This window comes from Streptomyces sp. NPDC058157, from assembly GCF_042884105.1.
In the GTDB taxonomy this organism is placed as follows: domain Bacteria; phylum Actinomycetota; class Actinomycetes; order Streptomycetales; family Streptomycetaceae; genus Streptomyces.
Genome location: NZ_JBHVUQ010000053.1, coordinates 22,911 through 45,198, shown reverse-complemented (window position 1 = coordinate 45,198; position 22,288 = coordinate 22,911). Strand labels below are relative to the sequence as shown.

General features: G+C 68.8%; 12 protein-coding genes and 1 pseudogene. 8 read left to right on the top strand and 5 right to left on the bottom strand.

All coding sequences use genetic code 11. From position 1 onward, the window contains the following. Nucleotides 1–118 precede the first annotated feature (118 nt). Nucleotides 119–1,837: a bifunctional 3'-5' exonuclease/DNA polymerase gene (locus ACFVXK_RS16130; RefSeq protein ID WP_389612145.1), complete on the top strand. Its 1,719-nt coding sequence runs from the start codon at nucleotides 119–121 to the stop codon at nucleotides 1,835–1,837. A gap of 6 nt (nucleotides 1,838–1,843) precedes the next feature. Here the strand turns inward: ACFVXK_RS16130 and ACFVXK_RS16125 are convergent, their stop codons facing one another. Then, nucleotides 1,844–2,320, bottom strand: a complete 477-nt coding sequence (locus tag ACFVXK_RS16125) for a GNAT family N-acetyltransferase (RefSeq protein WP_389612144.1) — start codon at nucleotides 2,318–2,320, stop codon at nucleotides 1,844–1,846. A gap of 174 nt (nucleotides 2,321–2,494) precedes the next feature. Further along, nucleotides 2,495–2,707, bottom strand: a pseudogene (locus ACFVXK_RS16120) (hypothetical protein); the annotation flags it as partial. A gap of 254 nt (nucleotides 2,708–2,961) precedes the next feature. Between ACFVXK_RS16120 and ACFVXK_RS16115 the strand changes: the two are divergent. Both ACFVXK_RS16115 and ACFVXK_RS16110 read left to right on the top strand, forming a co-directional pair. After that, nucleotides 2,962–3,954 (top strand): DNA cytosine methyltransferase, encoded by a 993-nt coding sequence (locus ACFVXK_RS16115; protein ID WP_389612143.1) that lies wholly within the window; start codon nucleotides 2,962–2,964, stop codon nucleotides 3,952–3,954. Nucleotides 3,955–3,965: 11 nt separating this feature from the next. Then, entirely contained in the window at nucleotides 3,966–5,312 is a 1,347-nt protein-coding gene (locus ACFVXK_RS16110) for a DNA cytosine methyltransferase (protein WP_389612142.1), read from the top strand. A 19-nt stretch (nucleotides 5,313–5,331) separates the two neighbouring features. On the opposite strand, the gene ACFVXK_RS16105 is transcribed toward ACFVXK_RS16110, so the two are convergent. Genes ACFVXK_RS16105 through ACFVXK_RS16095 form a run of 3 tightly spaced genes read right to left on the bottom strand, consistent with a single transcriptional unit; the run spans nucleotide 5,332 to nucleotide 9,353 of the window. Continuing rightward, entirely contained in the window at nucleotides 5,332–6,210 is an 879-nt protein-coding gene (locus tag ACFVXK_RS16105) for a DUF6339 family protein (RefSeq protein ID WP_389612141.1), read from the bottom strand. Then, nucleotides 6,207–7,202: a hypothetical protein gene (locus ACFVXK_RS16100; protein ID WP_389612140.1), complete on the bottom strand. Its 996-nt coding sequence runs from the start codon at nucleotides 7,200–7,202 to the stop codon at nucleotides 6,207–6,209. The genes ACFVXK_RS16105 and ACFVXK_RS16100 overlap by 4 nt, the downstream gene beginning before the upstream one ends. Before the next feature lie 3 nt (nucleotides 7,203–7,205). Beyond that, nucleotides 7,206–9,353, bottom strand: a complete 2,148-nt coding sequence (locus ACFVXK_RS16095; RefSeq protein WP_389612139.1) for a helix-turn-helix transcriptional regulator — start codon at nucleotides 9,351–9,353, stop codon at nucleotides 7,206–7,208. A gap of 541 nt (nucleotides 9,354–9,894) precedes the next feature. On the opposite strand from ACFVXK_RS16095, the gene ACFVXK_RS16090 reads away from it, so the two are divergent. From ACFVXK_RS16090 to drmB, 5 genes are all read left to right on the top strand, one after another. Next, a complete protein-coding gene (locus ACFVXK_RS16090; RefSeq protein ID WP_389612138.1) occupies nucleotides 9,895–10,113 on the top strand; it encodes a hypothetical protein in 219 nt (72 codons plus the stop codon). Between the two features lie 176 nt (nucleotides 10,114–10,289). Next, nucleotides 10,290–15,053, top strand: coding sequence for a DEAD/DEAH box helicase (locus ACFVXK_RS16085; RefSeq protein ID WP_389612137.1), 4,764 nt, complete (start codon nucleotides 10,290–10,292; stop codon nucleotides 15,051–15,053). After that, nucleotides 15,050–16,954: a UvrD-helicase domain-containing protein gene (locus tag ACFVXK_RS16080; protein ID WP_389612136.1), complete on the top strand. Its 1,905-nt coding sequence runs from the start codon at nucleotides 15,050–15,052 to the stop codon at nucleotides 16,952–16,954. Before ACFVXK_RS16085 ends, ACFVXK_RS16080 begins: the two co-directional genes overlap by 4 nt. After that, nucleotides 16,951–20,208, top strand: coding sequence for a helicase-related protein (locus ACFVXK_RS16075; protein ID WP_389612135.1), 3,258 nt, complete (start codon nucleotides 16,951–16,953; stop codon nucleotides 20,206–20,208). Before ACFVXK_RS16080 ends, ACFVXK_RS16075 begins: the two co-directional genes overlap by 4 nt. Beyond that, the gene (gene drmB / locus ACFVXK_RS16070; RefSeq protein WP_389612134.1) at nucleotides 20,205–22,070 is read left to right on the top strand and encodes a DrmB family protein; all 1,866 of its coding nucleotides are present in this window, start codon (nucleotides 20,205–20,207) and stop codon (nucleotides 22,068–22,070) included. Before ACFVXK_RS16075 ends, drmB begins: the two co-directional genes overlap by 4 nt. Nucleotides 22,071–22,288: the final 218 nt, after the last annotated feature.

Sequence of the window (22,288 nt, the reverse complement as noted above, 5' to 3'; positions counted from 1 at the left end):
CCCCGCGGGGGGGGGGGGGGGGGGGGGGGGGGCGCCCCCCCCCCCCCCCCCCGAAACGGCGAAAGGGCGGGGCGGGGAGACGACCCCCCTGTCAGCCCCCGGTGGGACACTCGCACTCGTGAGCGACCACCCCACCCCCTGGGCCCTGACCGAAGCCCCCGACGGCACCTGGCACGCCACCCCGGTCCCCCCTCCCCCCACGGGCCCCCTCACCTTCCGCACCCCCGCGGAAGCGATCCGCACCGCACCCCCCGCCACCCGCTGGATCTGGCGCTCCACCCCCGCCGTCTACCCCCGCCTCCTCGCCGCCGGCCTCCGCGTGGACCGCTGCTACGACGTCGAGGACGCCGAGCTCCTCCTCCTCGGCCACGAGGGCCGCTCCGGCGAACCCCGCTCGGCCGCCGCCGCCTGGGCCCGCCTCACCGGCGCCCCCGTCCCGCCGGACCCCCCGCAGCGCACCGCCGTCCCCGCCACCGCCCGCACCCAGGACTCCCTCTTCGACGCCGCCGGGCTCGCCGACCCGCACCACCGCCCCGCCACCCACCTCCCCCTCGACGCGCTCCTCGCGGTCCACGCCGACCAGGCCCGCCGGCACGCCGCCACGGCCCACCCCGACCGGCTCCGCCTGCTCACCGCCGCCGAGTCGGCGGCGTTCCTGATCGCCGCCGAGATGCACCACACCGGCCTGCCCTGGCGGGCCGACGTGCACCGGGCCCTGCTCACCGAGCTCCTCGGCGAGCGCTACGCCGGCGGCGGCGAACCCCGCCGCCTGGCCCAGCTGGCCGACGAGGTCTCCGCCGCGTTCGGCCGCCGGGTCCGGCCCGACCTGCCCGCCGACGTGCTCAAGGCGTTCGCCGAGGCCGGGATCAAACTCCGCTCGACCCGCCGCTGGGAGCTCCAGGAGGTCGACCACCCGGCGGTCGAGCCGCTCCTCCTCTACAAGAAGCTGTACCGGATCTACACCGCCCACGGCTGGTCCTGGCTCACCGACTGGGTCCACGACGGCCGCTTCCGCCCCGAGTTCGTCCCCGCCGGCACCCTCACGGGCCGCTGGGTGACCCACGGCGGCGGGGCCCTGCAGATCCCCAAGGTGATCCGCCGGGCCGTCGTCGCCGACCCGGGCTGGCGGCTCGTCGTCGCCGACGCCGACCAGATGGAGCCGCGCGTCCTGGCCGCGATCTCCCGCGACCCCGCCTTCATGGAGGTGGCCGGCCGTCCGGAGGACCTCTACACGGCCGTCTCGCGCCAGGGCTTCTCCGGCGACCGGGAGCAGGCGAAGATCGCCGTACTCGGCGCGGTCTACGGGCAGACCTCCGGCGACGGCCTCAAGAACCTCGCCGCCCTGCGCCGCCGCTTCCCCCGCGCGGTGGCGTACGTGGACGACGCGGCCCGCGCCGGCGAGGAGGGGCGCCTGGTGCGCACCTGGCTGGGCCGGACCTGCCCGCCCCCGGCCGGCGCCGCCGAGGACGGCGAGGCGGGCATCCCGCAGGACCGCGACGACGAGGCCGCGGCCACGGGCTGGACCCCGTCCTACGCCTCGACCGACAGCCGCGCCCGGGGCCGCTTCACCCGCAACTTCGTCGTCCAGGGCAGCGCCGCCGACTGGGCCCTGCTGATGCTCGCCGCGCTGCGCCAGGCCACCGCCGGCATGCGCGCGGAGCTGGTCTTCTTCCAGCACGACGAGGTGATCGTGCACTGCCCCGCCGAGGAGGCCGGGGCCGTCGCCGCGGCGATCCGCGCGGCGGGCGACCGCGCGGGCCGCATCGCCTTCGGCGACACCCCGGTCCGCTTCCCGTTCACCACGGCGGTCGTGGAGTGCTACGCGGACGCCAAGTAGGGCTCCTCACCCCAGCTCACGGAAGTAGATGTAGTACCCCTCCCGGACGAACCCCTCCGACTCGTACAGCCCCTGCGCGACCTCGTTGTCGAACCCGGTCTCCAGCTGCACGCCCGCCACCCCGGCCTCCCGCGCCCGCTCCAGCACCTCGCGCAGCAGCGCCCGCCCGGCGCCGGTGCGGCGTCCGGACGGGGCCGTGAACAGGTCGCCCAGCACCCAGACCGGCCGCATCGCCAGCGACGAGAACGTCCGGTAGACCTGCGCGAACCCGACCGTCCCCACGCCCTCCACCTCGGCGAGCAGCACCAGCGACTCGTCCTTGGCGATCCGCTCGGCGAGGAACTCCCGGGGCCGCCCGGGGTCCTCCACGGCCACCTCGTAGAACTCCAGGTACCCGCGGAACAGCTCGGCGGCCACCTCGAGGTCCGCCTCGACGGCGACCCTCACCCGAACCGGAACCGGAACCCCACCCTGCGCAGCCATCCGACGCTCCTCGCTCACTCGCACCTGACGGCCCATTGTGCGCGCGACCGGGAAGCCGGGGCCAGCAGCTTCCTCAGCGCCCGGCGGAGGGCCGGGCGGCCTGCGCCCACTTCTCGCTCGCCGCCATCTCCTTCAGCTGCGCGATCGTCAGCGCCGGCTCCTTGCGGGTCGCGTGGTCTCCTCGACGCTGCGGTCCTCCCAGTACCGCAACACCAGCACCGCCCGGTCCTTCGACGCCAGCTCCCCCAGCGCCTGCAACAGGGTCTCCGGCACCAGGTCCTCCGCGAGGTGCACGTCACCGCTCGCCGGCAGACAGGCCGACGGATACAGAGGCCCCGACCGCCCCGCCGCGAACTCCCGGAACCCGTACCTGCGCCCCTGCCGCATCCACCCCCCCCCTCGCGTCCGTCCCACCCCTTCGACGCGATGACGACCCGGGAATGTTTCAACCGGGTTCACCACTCGGCGTGACGCCTGGTCCACTCGCTCACCGGGGCCCGCCGGGCGGAACCCGGTGCGGCAGTGCTCGCCCCGTGATGAAATCGACACGACCGCCGTGGTCCGGCGGCTCGGCACAACGGACTCGATCATCACGGCAGCGGTGGAACCACTGAGAGTCCAGCAGGACGGGGGAGGAATCGTTGAGCGGGCTGAGCTTCTTCGACGTCTGCTCGGGGGCAGGTGGACTCGCCCTGGGAATGGAACGAGCGGGTTTCACGCCTCGGCTCCTCCTGGACAACGAACCGACTGCCTGCGACACGCTCAAAGCCAACCGGCCGCATTGGAACGTGCTGAAAGCGGACCTTCTCGAGTTCGACCCCGTGGACCATCCCGAGGTGTACGACGTCGATCTGCTGGCAGCCGGCCTCCCCAGGGTGAGGTCGAGCGCGACGGTGACGCGTCGGTCGGACATCGAATCACGCCTCATCGAGGCGACCGCCTACCTGGTCCACGCCGTCCAGCCACGTGCGCTGATCATCGAGAACGTGCCCACCCTGATCGACGAGGCCTCTCTGGCACCGGTACGGGACTTTCTCCGCGAAGAGCTGGAGCACCTCGGCTACGCACTGACCTGGTTCATCCTGAACGCGGCCGACTTCGGAGTGCCCCAGCACCGCTTGCAAGGCATCGTCGTGGCCGTCAAACAGCAGTGGGCCGGTGCCTTCCGACCGCCCCGACCCAGCGTTCGCCGGCACGTGTCGGTCGGGGCGGCACTGGCACCGTCGATGCGTTCCCGCGGCTGGCCGGCCGCCGACCGTTGGGCGGCCCAGGCGACGAGTGTGGCACCCACCTTGGTGGGTGGATCCAAGACGCACGGCGGCCCCGACTTCGGACCGAGCGGTACGAAGGCCAGGTGGCGAAGGATGGGGGTCTACACGAAGTCCTTCGGAAACGAACCGCCCGGCCCCGACTTCACGTGGGATCCGTCACTCGGTGACGACGGACTGGTACGGATCACGGTGGACCAAGCCGCCCTGCTCCAGGCCTTCCCCGAAACGTGGCGGATCTCCGGCCTCAAGACCGCCCGGTACCGCCAGATCGGACATGCGACCCCGCCGCCGGTCGGAGAGGCCCTGGGACGGGCGGTCGCCGAAGCGTTGAACGCGGATCCGCGAGCGCTCGCGGCCGGCTAGACTTCCGCCACATGACCAGCTCGGCACACCATCAGCCCATCCTCGACAATCCCTTTGTCCTGGACCTCTTCGCAGGACCCGGAGGGCTGGACGTCGCCGGGCAGGTGCTCGACATCCCGAGTCTCGGTATCGAGTGGGACAGAAGTGCGTGCCTCACGCGATACGCGGCCGGGCTGGACACCCTTCACGCCGACGTGAGCGCGGTACGCAGGAACTCCTTCGAGTCCCTGCCGCCTGAGATCAACGTGCTCGCAGGTGGCCCTCCATGCCAGACGTACTCGGTGGCCGGGCACGGCGCCGGACGCCAGGCCTTGGACCGGGTCAAGGGGTACATCGAGCGGCTGATGGCGGGCGAGCCCGACGAGAAGATCGACGAGAGCCTCAAAACCCTCCCCGATCCGCGCACCGCGTTGGTTCTCGAACCTCTCCGATACGCGATTCAGGCGACCAGAAGCCCGAATCGGGAGTTCCGCCCGTACGACGTCATCGTCCTGGAGCAGGTCCGCGAGGTCGAAGCGCTCTGGTTGCACTATGCCAAGGTGCTGGAGGAGACCGGGCTCGGCGGGTTCAAGTACGAAGTCGTCGTCGACGTCCTCGACACCGAGACCTACGGGGTTCCACAGACGCGATCCCGCGCTGTGCTGATCGCGCGGCGTCAAGGGCTCGGCAAGCCCTCGCTTCCCTCGCCGACTCATTTTTCCTACGAAGCCAAGGAATGGAACCGAAGGAACGGGAAGAACGGACACGATCAGGTCCACCAGGCGACCCTCTATGAGGACACCGAACCGCAGTCCGACGAGCCCCAGGCAACGAGCGGCAAGGAGCGGCAGGCCTGGAGATCGATGGGTGATGCCCTGGCAGGCCACGGGCGCCCCACTCCGTTCCTGGTCCGCTCGAACTACGGCAGTTCCAGCAACCCGGGACGACGAGGTGTACGAAGCGACCGGCAGCCGGCTTTCACCGTCACCGGCAAGATCAGCCGCTTCGTGGTCTTCCAGCACCTCGACGAGGACATCGTCTACGAGGGCTCGCGGTTCAGCATGAACGAGGCCGGACTGCTGCAGACCTTCCCGCCGGACTATCCGTGGTCCGGTACGGCGCAGGCCCAGCAGGTGGGCAACGCGGTACCGCCGCTGTTCGGTGCCCACCTGCTGAGCGCCGCCCTGGGGCTCCCCCAGCCGGGCCCGGAAGCGTTGCAAAAGCCGTGGCCGCCGGCCACGGAGGACCAGCAGGCCAAGCTTCGGAGCAGTGGCTGTGGGGCCGCCGACGCCTGCACCGACAGGTGCCCGCCCCCCGAGGACCAGGTGCCGCCCCCTTCCTCCGTGCGCCCTCGTAAGAAGAAGGCGTCGGCGAAGTAGTCCGACGCACCACTCCCGGTCAATCCCCGCTCTTCCTGCCCCTGACCGGCGCGGTCTCGAACAGCTCCGCGAAGTAGTCGGTGAGCGCCGCCACGGATTCCTCCGGGACAGGGTCCTCGTCGGGCCCGTCCGGCAGTTCGTACCGCTCGACCGGTGGCGCCGATTCCGCCTCCGCGATCCAGTCCCTCAGTCGGGCGGGGTCACGGGGCTCGTCCGGCGCGAGGATGTCGTAGATCAAGGTCGCTCCCGCCGCATTGATCGCGACGCTGAGGCCGTTGATCGCTCGCCCGCCGGTGACCTGGCCGCTCTCCAGAAGACGGACCAGGGCCTGGGCGGTGGGACGGTGGTCGATCAGCTCGCTTCGGAGAACCGTATGGATGAGGTCCTGATTTCCGCAGGCAACCCCGACCGGCTCGTAGTCGGACCCGTTCCTGAAGAGTTCGGCCGCCCACCACAGGCGCGAGAAACACTGGCGGTCCGCAGGGCCACGGAAGCGCTCGGCGGCGACGCGCTTTTCCGGCCTGTTCGCCGTCGGCTCCGACAGATGCCGCCAGACCACATAGTCCGGGGCCACAGCCAGGGCGAGGTGGGTCCACAGACGTTTGTCCGCCGCTTCTCGCCGCGTCAGACGCAGCGTGGCATGGAGGCGTGGCGCGAGCCAGGCGTCGGCGCGGGTGCGGTCCTCCCGGAACTCGAACATGGCGTCCTCCACCAGGCTCCGGATCGGCTCGACCCGCCACCTGGCGTCGTCCTCGGGGAGCGGGTCGACGACCTTCGCAAGATCGATGCCACCGTGAACCTGGTCGCCTTTGAGCAGCTCCTCGGTGAGGAAGGAATCGACGGCAGAGGTGGCGAGCAGCCCCAGGCGCTCCGGCACGTGGTTCGGTTGGGTGATCACGTCTCACTCTCGCGGTTCATCTGTTCCAGACTGCGGATGACGAAGGCAAGCGCCTTGGTGGCGTCGGCGCGGCGGACCGCCGCGTAATGGATGCGCGTCTGCAACTCCACCCAGCCCGATTCGCCGGTGCGCCGGCGGTGGACCTGCCGTAGGGCCTCCTCGACGTGGACGCCGGGAATCACGTCCGGAAGCATCTCCCGCAACACCTCGCCCTGCCAGTCGGTGGGGAAGACCGGCCCACCACCGGGTTCCACCTCCAGATCGCCGATGGCACCGTGGAAGACCGCGGTCCAGACGTCGGTGGACATCTGGGCGACCAAGAGGTCACGCACCTTGCCGTCCACAGCCGAGCCATTGCCGTCCAGCAGATCGATGACACCTTCGACATCGGTGTTCACGAACACGGTGGGGACTCTGGCCGAGGTGTCCACGATCCAGGGCGCGTCGGCGTAGGCCTGGAGCCATGCCCGGGAGCTCTTCTTGAACGACGCTTTCTGAACGTCGAGCTGGAGCCCGGCGACCGGCTCGTCGGAAACCGTGTCGATGATCCAGCTCCGGTCGGTCTCGGCGATCGACCGTCCGCGCACCCCCTCCACCGTCCCGACGGCGTACACGGCGACGGAAGCCCGCCCCAGGTGATCGTCACGGCAGACCTCCAGCGAACCGGACCAGTCCCGGCCGTCCTCCGCGTCGAGCATGAGATGCACAGAGGTCCGGACATTGGTCTCACCGTCGGTGAGCACGGCGAGGACGCGCAGATCCGACCAGGGCGCGTCCGGTGCGTTCGCTCCGGGCGGCAGCGTCGCCGAAACGCCGATCCTCGCACTCACCCATTCCGTGTGGCCCGCGATGCCGAGCGCGACCGCCTGCTGTTGGTTCGAGTACGCGGTGGTCTCCAACTGGTCGCGGGTGCCGTCGGAGAGCTTGAGGGAAACAGAGGTCACTCTGAGCGTGATCGGCCTGTTGAGCCGCTTGTAAGGGTAGAACTTCACGTGTCACTCCCCCTTACCGGCACGAAGTTCGACGACGAGACGGGTGAGCATGGTCCTGACCGGGTGGCTGGTGACGTCGGTGGTTCCTCGGAACTTCGCACGCCGCGCGCCGGGCGTGAAGCACAGCATTCCATCCACCACCTCGCAGCCCTGGACCCCCACCAGCTCCGCCCAGTCCAGCTTGGGGCGGCTCCCCGAGCGCACGTCCAGCTGGGCCACCGGCACCATCGGGGTGATCTCGTCGCCACGCGGAATGCTCACTTCGCCGGTGATCCTCCACTCCCCGGCCTCGCCGACCGTCGCGTCGAGCCCGTCCAGGAAGGGAACCGCGGGACCGACGGGTGTCTTGGCCTTGGGCCTCGTCCGCACCGTCAACGCCTTGCGCAGCGCCTCACCTCCTTCGCCGCTTCCCCGCTTCGGCCGTGCGACGAGTTCTCGCGCCGCATTGTTGGCCTCGGCGGTCAGGGCGTTGATCCGCCGGTACGCGGACGGTGACCACCGCAGTGTCAGCTCTTCCGTCTGACCCCAACGGTCGTGCTCGGGAGGTTCCGCCGCACGCAGGAAGTCCTCGGCCTCCTTCGCGAAGGGGGCCGTCTCTCCGGCTGCCTCCCCGACCAGCAGAACGGCCTGGAACGGGTTGGTGCTGTTCGGCAGCCGCGGGACCACGGTCTTCTTGACGGTCATGCGATTGCCGCGCAGCGAGTGCATCCGGTTCTTCGCCCCGTCCCTGTCCCCCTCGGCCTCCGTGACGAGCAGGACCGCCTGGTGGGTACCGAAGGTCCCATGGGCGCCCCCGGACAGCGGCAGCTTCAACGGGACGGTCCGCACCGCCACCTGCCCGGCCTCGGTGAGGCGATCCACCGTGGTGCCCTCGTAGTGCGCCCTCAGGGCACGGGTCCGCGCGGGCTGTTGGACAGACGGGTCCACCTGCTGCTCCGCCACGACCTCCTTGCCGTTGCGCAGGGCTCGGACGGAGACCTCCAGGAGGGGGAGCTTGCCGCCCCCGCCGGTCATCGCGGCCCAGAAGTCACGTCCCAGTGCTTCGACCAGTCGGGCATGCATCGTGTTGATGTCACGCGTGTCCTCATCGCTCTCCTCCTCGCCGATGAATCCGTCGTCGGACTCGGAGGAGTTCGCCGCGAGGCCGGCCACATCGTGCGCACCGACGATGAGGAAGGACGTGCCGGGTTCGTCGCTCTCCCGAGCCAGATACAGGTTCTCCACGGTCTCCTCGTCCGCCCACCAGGAGCGGGCGACCATGGCCCCCGGCGAGTCGGGATCAGGGCGCCCGAACCAAGCCGGCCCTGCATACGACTCGCCGTCGACCTCACGCCAGGGAAGTTCGAGGCGGCCGATGACCCGTCGTTCGGTGCGCCCCTCGTGAGGCACGGAGAGAGTGGAGTTGATGAGCACGAGCCCGAGGGAGCTGGTGGCCCACAGCGTCGCCTTGCCCAAGCCGTACGACCCACCGGCACCAGGACCTGACTTGAGGCTCTCGAGTTGGCGTCTGACCACGGCGGCGAACTTGCCGTCCGCGTAATCGTCGCCGATCAGCCCGGAAGCGTTGTAATCGTCGACCCGCAGCAGGATCAAACGTCCCTTTTCGTACATGTCGCGCACCCCGGCGTCCACGACCCGACCGACCTTCTGGTTGCCGGCGGTCTCCGAGACGGCGACGTAGTGCGGAAAGAGATCGTTCCAGAGGATCGCCTCGCGGAAGGCGTCCAGGGCCTCGCCGGTGAGCTCGTGCAGGGTGTAACGGACCTTGACGGGTCGGCCGTTCTCCGTCAGCCGCTCGTCCAGGCTGTTCTGGCACGTCTCTCGCGCGAGGACCTGCACGTCGGCGTCGAAGGCGAAGGCGGCGGCATTGCCCAGGTCGCGGCCGCCATCGGGATAGCCTGGGCGGTGGTACCAGGTGACCGGGAGGCCGGCTTGGGTATCGGTGGTGCGGGTGTGCACCGTACCCACGTCCGTACCGAGCGCACTGGCGATGTCCGTCATGACGATCGGACGAGGAGTCGACCTGCCGGTGATCCATGCGGACACTGCTGCCCGAGTCAGCTTGAGTTCGTCGGCCAGTTCGGCCTGGGTCTTGCCCGCAAGCTTGAGCTGTCGGGCCAGCCAGGGCCCGAACTCCTCACCCGTCTCCACGCGCCGCCTGCTCTCTCCCGGGATTCCCATGCCGGTCGCATGGTGCAGACCACGAGGCTAATTTGACAAGAGCGTGACTGTCAATCAGTAGTTGATTGGGACCGGCCAGCCGAACCATGTCGACTGGATGTCCAACTTGCCCTGAATGGCATGGCATGCGCCCTATGTGCGATGCTTTCACAAGCGGATCCGCCAACTCCCTTCAAGCGGACGGGAGTTCGGGTTGCGCGTTCGACGGAATACCCGATAGCGTCACCGACGATGGGGATCCCATCTCGCTCGCGAAACCCGAAATTCGGGAGGCCGGGCGGCCCGGGGTGAACTCTGCCCAAATTCCGACTCCCTGCCCGGCGGACCCTCCAGAGCCACGGAGAAAATCCTTGCGTAAAGGACTGGCTGCACGCGAACTTCATCCCCTAGCTTGACGGGGCAGAAAGACTCGCCCAAGACTTAGATTTCGCCATCTCGCTCCACACGGGGGATGTAATCCCAAATACACCCCTTTTCAGCTGCAGGATAAAATCGAACAGGGGTGGATCAAGTGAACGAGAATGAGCAGGACAGCGAATCGTTGGACTCGTTCCGGGAGTCGAGTGCATTCGAACTGGCGATCAGGACGGCTGAAAGCAAGGCCGCGATCCTCCGGATCCTTCACGCATACGACCTGACCGAGGAGGATTTCACCAACCGGTTCCCCGTACTGGCGGAGTGGGTCCAAGGCCTGCCGGACGTTCCTGACGAGGCCGCTTCCGCGGCTTGATTCAGCACGTCAAAGGCCTTCAAGTCTCGGTCTCGCAACAAACTGTGCCTTAGCGACGGGCCCTCCGCTCCACGAAGGCATTGTGGAAACAACGCCCAGCGCCCCGACGGACACGGGCCGGCCGGCCCGTGTCCGCTCTTTCATCCGAATCCCTGCCACCCAGGAGCGCAGAAGCAGTGCCGTCATCGTCCTCTTCGGTCGTTCAAACCGTTCTCGAACAGTCCTCGCGCGTCCTGCAGACCTACGCCGTGGACCCCGGTCTCGTGGCCGAGCACGCCAATGGAGAGCGCCGCATCACCCAGGGCGGATATGGCGATCGCCAGCTTTTCGAGCTCGTCCAGAACGCGGCGGACGAAATGGCCGGGGAGTCGGACGGGCGGGTCTACGTCATCCTCACGGAAACCCACCTTTACTGCGCGAACGAGGGTAATCCGGTTACCCCGGAAGGCGCGGAGACAATTCTTCGGATGAGCATGTCGAAGAAACGCGGCGGGCAGATCGGGCGTTTCGGAGTGGGTGTCAAATCAGTCCTCGTGGTGACCGATGCCCCCGAATTCTTCAGCAGCACCGGAAGCTTCGGATTCGACCGCTCCTGGTCGTACGAGCAGATCAGGTCGGTGCCCGGCGTGACGGCGCGCTACGGCCCCGAGTTCGATGCGCCCGTGCTTCGGATGGCCCGACCTCTCGACGTGCAGGCCGAGCGTGCCTCCGACCACGTCCTCAACGAGCTGCTGAACTGGGCCACCACCGTCGTCCGTCTGCCCCTGCTCCCGAAGGCGGACGACCGGCTGGGCCGCGACATGCACGGCGGACGTGGCAAGGACCACGGCGAGCCCCGCGAGGAATTCCCGGTCGGCTTCCAGCTCTTCTCTCCGCACGTCGCAAAAGTAGTGCTGGAGGACCGCCGGCCGCGGCCCATGGCGCGTCGGACACTGACCGCCCGGCGGGCCGGCGACCTGCACACCTTGGTCGAGGAGCGGACCGGGAAATCCGTCGCCACCGACCGGTGGCGCGTGTTCACCACCACCCACGAACCCGGTCCCAGTGCTCGCGCGGACGCCGGCGAGCTGCACGACCGGCTCTCACTCGACCTCGCCTGGGCCGTCCCCGCCCTGGAGAAAGACCCGGAGAGCGGTCTGTACGTCAGCCCGCGTGCACGTGGTCGCGGCACGTTCTGGTCCTTCTTCCCGACCAAGTACGAGATGTCGCTGAGTGGGATCCTCAACGGTGCCTGGAAGACGAACGAGGACCGGCAGAACCTCCTCGACTCCTCTCCCTTCAACCAGGAGATGATCCGGATGTCGGCAAAGCTGGTCGTCGACTCCCTCCCCGCCCTTGCGCCCGACGAGGACCCTGCGGCCTATCTCCCCCTGCTGCCCGGCCGGGCCAAGGAGGCCATCAGCTGGGCCGACGAATTCCTGACCCGAGAAATCTGGGCCCGCACCGCGGACCGGCCGGCGTTGCCCGACCAGGAAGGCGTCCTGCGCATCCCGACGACACTGAAGATCCACCCGCGCCTCGACAGGGACCTGAAGAAACTGTCCAAGTGGCTTCGGATGTGGCATGAGAGTCCCGGGCGCCCCTCGAACTGGCTTCACCCGAGTGTCGAGGCGGACGCCCTGCGCTCCGGCAAGGTCGAGCACATCCTCGGTGCGGCCGGGCATGAGCGGACCGGTGTCCGGGAATGGCTCGAGGCTCTGGTCGGCAGCGGCACCCCCGAGGCGTCGGCGGTGGCCGTCCGCATCCTCGCGGACATGATCGAGAACCGCTCCCCCTATGCAGACGAGGCCCGTAAGGCCCATGTCGTGCTCACCGAAGAGCACGGTCTCGTCGCGCCCGTACACGGCAGGGTGTTCCGCCGTGCCACCCAGGGCGGCCTGCGCGAGACCCTGGTGTACGTGGTCGACGAGCTCGCCCAGGACCCGTCGCTGGCTCACGCCCTCAACGTCCTGGGGATCCGGGAGGCCGATGTCGAGGGCCGGTTCGCCAGCGTCCTCGATCAGGGTTTCGACCACTACGGCGACTCCGACTGGGAACGGTTCTGGGAGCTGTTCCGTCAGGCGGGGGTACGTCGGCTGGCCCACACCGTCCTGGAGAAGGTGCCCACTCCGCGCTCGGCTCTCCGGGTACGCACCGCCGACGGTCGTTTCCGGCCGGTCGAGGACTGCATGCTGCCGGGTGTCGTGGTCGATGCGAAGCGCGACCCCGCCATCGCTGTCGACATGGCGTTCCACTCCGACGACACCCCCTTCTTCTCACAGGTCGGCCTGCGCGAACGGCCGTCCGGTGGGGTCCGCCCCGAGGAAGACGAGGCGTGGTTCGTGGAGTACCGCGAAGCCCTCCACGCCTCCTACCTGCGCGGCTTGGACAGTCGCGCCCCTCGCCCCGCGCTGAGCCGGATGAAGGTCGAGGGCGCCGCGATCGGCGGCCCGCTCCATCTCTTCCGCGCCCTCTCCGAGGAATCCCGTGCCGCCTTCCTGAAGGTGCTGCCCGACGACGCCGTGGTGGACAACTGGACACGCCAGATCGGCGCCCAGACCAACACACGACAGGCCGTACCCTCCCCGATCCGATGGATGCTGAGGAAGTTCGGCACGATCGCCACCTCCCAGGGGATCAAGCCTGTCAAGGAGGCCGTCGGCCCCCAGCTCGCCGGCTACCGAGATGTGTTGCCGGTCGCCGACATCTCGCCCGAGAAGGCCCGCAGGCTGCGCCTCCCGACCACCGTCGACGAGGTCCCCGCCGACCGCTGGGACGCGCTCCTCGAGGAGGTGGCCCGGAGCACGGACGACTCCTTCGTCGGTGCCACCTACGTGATGCTGACCCGATTCGGGGCGGACTTCCCCGAGGACTCCCTGACCCGGTGTCGCATCGGTGACGCCTGGGAGACCCGGCCCGACGGCGAGATCACCGTCGCCGTCGGGAGCGCCCAGTACCAGGCGCTGCGTGCCGAGCAACTCCCGGCGCTGCTCGTACCGACCACCGACGACGCCGAGCTGATGATCGAGAAGTGGGGCATGCTCCGCTACGCCGATGTGATCAGTCTGGAGACCCGTGAGGTACCGGTCGGCGACCCCGTGGCGCTGGTCGAGCTGTTCCCTGCCCTGCGGCAGCGCCTGAACAGCTCGAACCGGAGCAGCATGGTGCAACGTTGCAGCGAACTGGAGGAGGTCACCCGCACGCCCAAGGGCACGCACGCCTCCCCCCTGGACGCCGTTCGCCAGGACGGCACCGTCAAGCTCCGAGTTCCTCTGGCCCCGGAGCCGATGCTGCGCCTGATCGACCGCGAGCTCGGTTTGGGCCTCGGCGCTGCCGGCTGCCGAGCGGTGCTCGATCACCAGGACCGTATGGAACGCGACGGCGAGTTGAAGGCGGCACAGAAGGCGGTACGCGAAGCCGCGGACGTGGTGACCAAGATCGAGCTGCTGATCGGCGCGGATGCGCTTCGCGCCGGCCTCCCCGAGGGATTGATGGAGGCCGAACTCCAGTCGACCGACGGAGTGGAGCCGACCGGGCGTCGCATCGCACAGATGGCGTTCAACGCGCACGGTGACGGTGTGCTCCAGCAACACGCCAGAGACGTCCAGGCCCGTTTCCCCAGTGCCCCTGTCGCATACGGAGGTTCGTCCGCGGCCATCGCGTTCGTCTCGGAGCTGAGGCTGCCGATCGCGTTCGCCGGTTCGAAGACCCCGTCCCCACCGCCGTTCGAGACCGTCGAGGGCCCTCGGGACTTCCCGAGTCTCCACGAGTACCAGGAGGACCTGGTACGGAACATCTCCACCATGCTCGACCGACTGGCCCCCCAGCGCGGCATGCTGTCGCTGCCGACCGGCGCCGGCAAGACCCGGGTCACCGCGGAAGCCGTGATCCGCTGGGTGAAACGAGTCGGGGACCTCAAAGGTCCACTGCTGTGGATCGCACAGACCGAGGAATTGTGCGAGCAGGCCGTCCAGAGCTGGAAGTTCGTCTGGAGCAAGGTCGGTGCCGAACGTCCGCTCACCATCAGCCGGCTGTGGAGTACCAACGAGGTGGGTGACGTCGTGGACCACCCCCATCTGGTGGTGGCCACCGACGCCAAGTTGGAACGGTGCCTGGGCACCGATCAGTACGCCTGGCTGCGTCAGGCCGCCCTGGTGATCGTGGACGAGGCACACACCGCCATCTCCAAGCGATACACCGAGATCCTGGGCCGGCTGGGACTCACCCAGTATGAGACGGGCCGGCACCTGCTCGGCCTGACCGCCACGCCGTTCCGGAACACCAACGAGGAAGAGACCCGCCGCCTGGTCCGACGCTTCGGCAATCGGCGACTCGACGAGGGCGTCTTCCCGTCGGGCGACCCGTATCGCGATCTCCAGGACTGGGGCATGCTCGCACAGGTCGAGCACCGCACCCTTGAGGGGGGTCGTATCGAGCTCACGCAGGACGAGAAGACCCACGCCGACCGCATGGCCATGCTCTCCCGCTCCGCCGAGCAGCGACTCGCCGACGACCACACGCGCAGTCGGCGCATCGTGGACTCGGTGGCTGCTCTGCCGGACGATTGGCCGACGTTGCTCTTCGCCACCTCAGTCGATCACGCCAAGTACCTGGCGGCCATGCTCAACGACCGCGGCGTCCCGTCCGCTGCCGTGGACTCGACGACCAGTGCTCAGGACCGTCGCACGCGCATCGAGAACTTCCGCAGCGGTCGTATCCGGGTTCTCACCAACTACGGCGTGCTCACCCAGGGGTTCGACGCACCCGCCACTCGTGCCGTGGTCGTCGCACGACCGGTCTACAGCACCAACGTGTACCAGCAGATGATCGGCCGCGGATTGCGTGGACCGCGGAACGGCGGCAAGGACAGCTGCCTGGTCCTCAACGTCAGCGACAACGTCGCCAACTTCGACACCAACCTCGCCTTCACCCAGTTCGAGCACCTCTGGAGCCGGAAGTGACCGACATCTACCAGGACAGCCCTCCGCTCACCGACGAGCAGCTGGCCGTCGTCGGGCAACCCTGGGATGCCCGCGTACTGGTCACGGCCGGCGCAGGCACCGGGAAGACCCACACCCTGGTTCGCCGGCTAGACGCGCTGTGCAGTGCCGAGGACCCCGAGCAGGCGTTGGAAGCCGCCGAGATCCTGGTGCTCACCTTCTCCCGAGCGGCGGCTGGGGAATTGCGCACACGGATCTCCCGACACGGGGAACGAGCTCACCGGGTACGCACCCGTACCTTCGACGCGTGGGCCTATGAGGTGCTCCTTCAAGCCGACCCTGACGGTGAATGGGGTGCGGTCGGATTCGACGCGCGGATCGCCGCCGCGACCCGCGCGATCGAGAAGGGCGCGCTGGAGGCCGGCGACACGGTACCCCCGGCCCATGTCGTGATCGACGAGGTGCAGGACCTGCTGGGCGGGCGCCGTGAACTGGTGGAGGCGCTCCTCGACCGGTACCAGGACAGCTGCGGCTTCACCGTCGTCGGAGACGCCGCCCAGTCCGTGTACGGCTTCCAGATCGAGGACCCGGGCGAGCGCGCCGACGAGACCGGTCGGTTCTTCGACTGGCTGCGCTGCTCCTACCCCGACGATCTCGTCGAGCTGCGTCTCACGAGGAACTTCCGGGCCGGCACGGCCGAGGCCGGGATCGCGTTGGCGCACGGACCTCTTCTCCAACGGGTTTCCGATCCGGACGAGGCCGGGCGGCTCTACGACGAATTGCGCGATCTGCTGCTGGACCCGGCGAACGGCATGGGTGATCTCGGCGACGAGTTCACCCTGGACGGTCTACGGAACCTCTCCGACACCTGCGCTGTCCTCACCCGCGACAACCGGCAGGCCCTCGTGATCTCCGCGCTGCTGCACGCGCACGGCATCGACCACCGGATACGGCGTCCGCTGGAGGAGCGTCCGGTGCCGTGCTGGGTGGCAGAGCTCCTGCGTCGCACGGAGGCGACGGGCCTCACCGAGGACCGGTTCCGTACGCTTCTCTCGGACATCCCTCTTCCGTACGACCCCGACGCCGCCTCCCTGTGGACGGTGCTACGCAAGGTCGCGCGCGGAGCGGGGCGTGGGGTACTCGATCTGGACCGGCTGCGCCAGGCGGTCGCCGGCGGCAGGTTCCCCGACGAAGCAGCCGATCCGGAGAGCGCCCGCATCGTCGTCTCGACGGTGCACCGCGCGAAGGGCCTGGAGTTCGACCGGGTGATCGTCCTGACTCCACCGACCACCGCCGAGCTCCACAAGCAGCACCAGGGGGAGCTGGACCTTCCCGCCGAAGCCCGCGCCCTGTACGTGGCCATGACGCGCGCTCGCCAGGATCTCCATCACGTGGCCCCTCCCGAACTGCCGCACTTCAAACGAGCAGGGAACCGGCGCAACGGCCGCCGCTACCTCGGGTCGTGGCGGTCGTACGACAGGTACGGGATCGTCGCCGAGGCAGGTGACGTCTGCCGTGACGACCCGCCCGGCCACCGCAGCGACGCCGTCGCCGCCCAGGCGTATCTCCTGGGACGGGTGCGGCCCGGCCAGGAGGTGCTGTTGCGCAAGCGCCACGACATGCCGATGGGCGAGTCGGAGAGTCCGCCGTACGCCCTGATGCACGACGGCATGGAGATCGGGGAGGCTTCGCAGCGGTTCCGTGAGGATCTTTTCCAGGTACAGAAGGTCAACCGCACCTGGGACCCCTGGTGGCCCGACGAGATCCGTGGCCTGCGGATCGACACCCTGGAGACCGTGACGGGCAGCACCGCCGCCGGCACGAACGCCGGACTGGGTGAGCGCGGTGTGTGGATCGCCCCGCGGATCACCGGCATCGGCCGGTACCGGAGAGCCCACGACTACGAGGAGCAGCGCTCATGACACAGGTGGCCGGTCCCCACTCCGAGCACTACCGGGTCCGGGACGAGGAGCTACTGGTGGGGCTTCGCCGTGAACTTCTCGGCCCTGCCCCGGAGGCCCTGCCGGACGATCGGGACGAGGTGCTCACCCAGGACGCACCGATCGACCGCTACCTGGCCGGCGTCCTCTATCCACAGGCAGTGGACAGGGCAGCCAAGGAACGCAGGGACGAGGACGAGGAGGAGCAGAACGGCCTGGACGCCGCCCCTCTGCTCAACCGGGGGGAGGGCGAGGAGTCCGGCACCGCGCAGGAGGTGGGCGCGTCAGGGGACCGGCGTCCTTCCTCGATGGGCCTCACCTTCGCGGTCCGCCCCACCATAAGCAGAGTGATCGTGATCTCTGCGCGGGCGGCTGCCTACGTACCCACCGACTCCGACGGCACGCCCGTCCCGGCTCGCCGCGCCGAGGCCCGCACCACCGCCGACCAGAGGGAGCAGTGGCGGCGCAGGGAGCTCGACCTCCCGGACCAGCACATCGACGTGACCCGATCGGATCCGAGGATGACGATCCAGCTCACTTCGGAGGCATCACTACATGTCAACGTCCGGCCCGTCGATCCGGTCCACGACACGGTCACGGTCACGGTCACACTGATCAACAGCCAGAAGATCGGCGAGCGGGATCTTCAGGACGCCTTCTCCCTGTTCCAGTGTGGTCTGACGGTCCGGGCCGCCGACGGCTCCACCGCCTTCGTCGAACGTCCGGCCCCGGCCGCCACCCACGACCCCGAGATCGCCACAAGTCGGTTGCTGCACCGACACGCCCCGACGTTCGCGGTCGGTCACGGATGCGCCGCCGAGTGGGACTGGACCCCCCAACCGATCGGTCTGACCGAGACCGAAACGCCCGCCGTCCTCGAGGTGCGAAGCCAGTTCGTGCCCACCGTGGAGGTGCTGCTCACCGACTCCAACCCGGAGATCGACAGTTCGGCGCTGTCCATGCTCGGGCTGGCCGAGCAGTCCGATGGCGCGCTCCTGGCCGCTCTGGAAGGTCTCGCCGCGGGTTACGCTCAATGGATCGACGGCAAGTCCGCCGAAGCGGATGCCCTGACCGGTAGCGCTCACGAGAAGCCCGCGCGGGATCAGGTGAAAGCCTGTGTCGAGGCGCTCGACCGAATCCGTGAGGGAATCGAGCTGCTGCGGACCAAGCCCGATCTCATGCACGCGTTCCGTCTCGCGAACCGCGCCATGGCAGACCAGCGTGCCCGAAGCAAGTGGGTGAAGGACGGCAGGGTCGGGGCCCCCGATCCGGCCACTGGCCACTGGCGCCCCTTTCAGATCGCATTCGTGCTGCTGTGTCTGGCCGGCATCGACGATCCCGAGCACCCCGACCGGCAGATCTCCGACCTGCTGTGGTTCCCCACCGGTGGTGGCAAGACGGAGGCCTACCTCGGACTGATCGCCTTCACGTCGTTCCTGCGTCGGATCCGCAAGGGAGAGGACGGCGGCGGTGTCACCGTCCTCATGCGCTACACACTGCGGTTGCTCACCCTCCAGCAGTTCGAGCGGGCCGCGACTCTGCTCTGCGCCATGGAGCGCATGCGGCGCCGAACGCCCGAGTTGGGCCACGAGGAGTTCTCCGTCGGCATGTGGGTGGGACGTTCGGCCACCCCCAACAAGCTGGCCGTGGCAGGAGAGAAGCTGGACGAGCTGCAGAGGAATCTCGACAAGCGACTCGCCACCGAGAATCCCGTTCAGCTGCACGCCTGCCCCTGGTGCGGGACCCGCCTCGACGCGCGGAACTACGAAGCCGATGTGGACGCCCGGCGGATGCACGTCCGATGCCCCGGCGCGGACTGCGACTTCGCCGACGGCCTGCCCGTCCATCTGATCGACGAGGCGGTGTACGCCGCACGGCCGACCCTGGTGATCGCCACCGTCGACAAGTTCGCGTCGATGCCATGGCGCCCTGCGACCTCCGCGCTCTTCAACCGCGACGACGCCCCGGAGGGCGGCACTCCGCCCCCGGAGCTGATCGTCCAGGACGAACTCCACTTGATCTCCGGACCGCTCGGTACGCTCACAGGGCTCTACGAGACCGCCGTGGACGCACTCGCCGACCGGCCCAAGGTGATCGCCTCCACTGCGACCATCCGTCGCGCCGCCGATCAGGGGCGCCACCTCTTCGCCCGCGAAGTGCGGCAGTTCCCGCCCGCCGGGCTGGACGCCCGCGACTCGTGGTTCGCCGTGGAGACCCCACGTGAGGAGAAGGCGAGCCGCCGCTACGTCGGCCTCCTGGCCCCCGGCACCAGCCAGTCCACCCTCCTGATCCGCACGTACGCCACTCTGCTGCACCGGGCCAAGCAGGCGGAGACGGAGGACGAGGTGCGCGACGCGTACTGGAGCCTCGTCGGCTACTTCAACAGCCTCCGACTCTTGTCCGCAGCCGAACTCCAGGTCCATGACGACGTGGTGGCCTATCTGGAAGTACTCGCCGAGCGCGAGGGGGTGGAAGTCCGGTCGGTCGCCAACTACTCGGAACTGACGAGCCGTATCGACGCCAGCGAGATCCCCAGCCGCCTCAAGGGCATCGAGAGGCGGCTGCCCGGCGACGACACCGTGGACGTCCTCCTGGCCACCAACATGATCGCGGTCGGCGTGGACGTGGACCGTCTCGGTCTCATGGCCGTGATGGGCCAGCCACAGACGACCGCCGAGTACATCCAGGCCACCAGCAGAGTCGGCCGTGCCCACCCGGGGCTGGTCGCGGTCATGTTCAACTCGACCAGGTCCCGGGACCGCTCCCACTACGAGAGCTTCCAGCATTTCCACTCGGCCCTGTACCGCGAGGTCGAGTCCACTTCCGTCACCCCGTTCTCCGCCCGTGCCCGCGACCGGGGCCTGCACGCGGTGATCGTCGCCCTCGCCCGCATCATGATTCCGGCCGCTCGACCGAATGACGGCGCCGGCCGGGTCGAGGCGTACGAACCCGTGCTCCGGGGTCGTATCAAGTCGATCCTCTTGGAACGCGTGGAGGCGGTTGCCGGGGAGGAGGCCGGCATCGTGTCGCAGGCCTTCGACGAGTTCGTCGAGTGGTGGTGCACCGAGGCCGACAACCACCCCGGCCTGCTGTTCGAGCCTCCTAAGGGGAGGCATGCCCCTTCGCTCCTGAAGGCGTACGACGACGAATCTCAGAATGCCGAGGCATGGCCCACGCTGTGGAGCCTGCGCGACGTGGACGCCGAGACGGCCCTGTTCATGGAGGGAACCCGATGACCCCGCCCCCCGCCCGCCGTCGACGGACCGGCGCCTACGGAACCGCACCGGCCCACAACCTCCCGCGGCGTGGTGCGGTCCGCCGCGCCCAGGTGATCACCACGTACGGCGTCGGGTCGCTCATCGCAGTCGACCACGAGTCCTTCATCGTCTCGGGACTCGACCATGCCGAGCAGAGCTGGAGCCGTGACGAGTCCCCGAAGATCCACGAACGGCGCTTGGCCCGGGTCCTCGACGTCGATTCCTTCCGACTGCCACCCGCTTCGGACGACACCAGCAAGGACGGTCTCCGGGTCCGACGATTCCCGTTGATGCACTTCTGCACCGAGTGCAACGACCTGCAACGGCATCGCGACTTCAACCCGCCTGCCGGCCGGAGCATCTGCAACACGTGCGAGGTCGACCTGGTCCCCTCCCGTTTCGTCGCCGCCTGCGAGGCCGGCCACCTCGACGAGTTCCCGTACTGGCAGTGGTTGCACCGCTCCACGGACCGTGGCGCCGCGAGGCCGGCGCAGTGCGGTGGGAAGCTCAAGATGCGCACGTCAGGACGCACATCTTCACTCCGCTCCATTCTCGTCTCCTGCACCTGCGGGCAGGTTCCCGAGGTCTCGATGGAAGGTTCCTTCCGCAGGAATGCGCTCCAGGATCTGGGCCTGCGGTGTCAAGGAACGCGCCCGTGGCTCGGTTCGTCCGTTCCGGCTCAGGGGTGCGGACTCGCTCTGCGCACACTTCAGCGAGGTTCGTCGGCATTGTGGCAGCCCGTGCTGAAGTCGGCTCTCTCCATCCCGCCGTGGAGCGACGGCCGGTCGGATCCGCTCGCCGAGCACTGGGCAGCCCTCCGCGAGTACGACGCACGGGAGCACGTCGAGATCTACCTCAAGGGTGCCTTCGCGGGAAAGTGTCCGATGCCGCTGGACGAGGTGATGGCACTCCTCGCCGCGGAGCGTGAGGAGGACCCCGACAGCGAGTCGGCCCCTACCTTCGAGCACCGCTACCTCGCCCTGCGCAACAAGGAGTACGAGCGGCTCCGAGCGGGCAACGAAGAGAGCGACCACTCCCACGACGAGCAGTTCGTCTGTGAAGCCCCGCTGGGCGACCAGAGCGTGCTCGACCCGCTCGGCGTCACCGGTCCGATGCTGGTCAAGAAGCTACGCGAGGTGCGCGCACTGAAGGCGTTCACCCGGCTCGTCGATGCCGGGTCGACGACGGACTCCGCGGAGATGCCCCTCTCGGAACGTCCCCTGCGCTGGCTTCCGGCCATGGAGGTGCGGGGTGAGGGAGTCTTCCTACGATTGGACGAGGACCGGCTCGGCACCTGGGAGAAGAGCGTGGCAGTGGCAGCTCGGGTCGAGCGGATGCATGCCGCCCACCAGCGGGTGCTCGCACAGAGGGCTGACGACCCGAGCAAGGTCGCACCCTCCCCGGCCACCCCCCGCATGGTGCTCCTGCACACGCTGGCCCACGTCCTCATCAACGAGTGGAGCCTGGAGGCGGGCTACCCGGCCGCTGCCCTGCGCGAGCGCCTGTACGCCGCCGACGACATGGCCGGGGTGCTCGTGTACACGGCGACGAGCGACTCGGCGGGCAGCCTTGGCGGTCTGGTCGCCCAAGGCGAACCGGAGACTCTCGGTCGTACGGTGCGTTCGGCCGTCCACCGCGCCGAGTGGTGTTCGTCGGACCCTCTCTGCATGGAGACCGAGGCATCCGGTATCGGCGGGATCAACCTGGCGGCCTGCCACGCCTGCGTGATGCTCCCGGAGACGAGCTGCGAGCACAACAACATCCTGCTCGACCGCGCCCTCCTCGTCGGTACCCCTGACGACCCTCGACTCGGTTACTTCGAGGACGTCCTGAGGCACTGACGTCGGATCATTCGCGCTGGACGCCAGCGGTGACGGTGATCCGGCGCATCTCGCTCTCCCGGTTTCCGGAGCCGAAGTATCTGCCGCAACGACCCCGAATCCGGGAGGGCACAACCCCAAGCGTCGAATCGCTCACTTCACGAAGAGGGCGCAGGCGGGACTTGTCATGCTCAAACAATAGAAAACCCCAGGTCACAGGCGATGTGGCCTGGGGTTCC

Bases quoted from the DNA above. Each gene is read 5' to 3' on its own strand.
- ACFVXK_RS16125 (WP_389612144.1), bottom strand. From the start codon at position 2,320: ATGGCTGCGCAGGGTGGGGTTCCGGTTCCGGTTCGGGTGAGGGTCGCC.
- ACFVXK_RS16110 (WP_389612142.1), top strand. From the start codon at position 3,966: ATGACCAGCTCGGCACACCATCAGCCCATCCTCGACAATCCCTTTGTC.
- ACFVXK_RS16075 (WP_389612135.1), top strand. From the start codon at position 16,951: ATGACACAGGTGGCCGGTCCCCACTCCGAGCACTACCGGGTCCGGGAC.
- drmB (WP_389612134.1), top strand. From the start codon at position 20,205: ATGACCCCGCCCCCCGCCCGCCGTCGACGGACCGGCGCCTACGGAACC.